1 protein-coding gene is annotated in these 455 nt (G+C 63.5%); it reads right to left on the reverse strand.

Translation table 11 applies throughout. The features are described from left to right. Positions 1–455 (reverse strand): AMP-binding protein (locus SB756_RS28135; RefSeq protein ID WP_410912763.1); only part of this gene is annotated, 455 nt, incomplete at both ends.

Below are 455 nucleotides of genomic sequence, written 5' to 3' on the forward strand. Positions count from 1 at the left end.
TCGCTGAAGCCGCTGAGGTCTTCGACATCCAGGTCCAGGCTGCGCAGGCCGGCCGGAATCGGCAGGTTGTCACGCAGGTGCGACTGGGTCAGCAGCAAGCCGATGCCGCTGTCTTCAAACATGTAGGCCAGGCGGTCCTGCGGGTATTCCGGATCCAGCGGCACGTAGGCGCCGCCTGCCTTCACAATCCCCAGCAAGCCAATGACCATCTCCAGGCTGCGCTCCATGGCGATGCCCACCAGCGCATCCGGGCCAACGCCCAGTTCACGCAGCTTGTGCGCCAGTTGGTTGGCGCGGCGGTTGAGCTCAGCGTAGCTCAGAGCCTGCTCGCCAAACACCAGTGCCGGAGCGTCCGGGGTGGCGAATACCTGAGCTTCGATCAACGAATGAATGCTGCGCTCGTTCGGATAGGCCGCTCGGGTGTGGTTCCAGCCTTCGACCATCACTTGCTGTTC

Origin of the sequence: Pseudomonas sp. SIMBA_068, assembly GCF_046534705.1 — a bacterium.
GTDB classification, from domain to species: Bacteria; Pseudomonadota; Gammaproteobacteria; order Pseudomonadales; family Pseudomonadaceae; genus Aquipseudomonas; species Aquipseudomonas putida.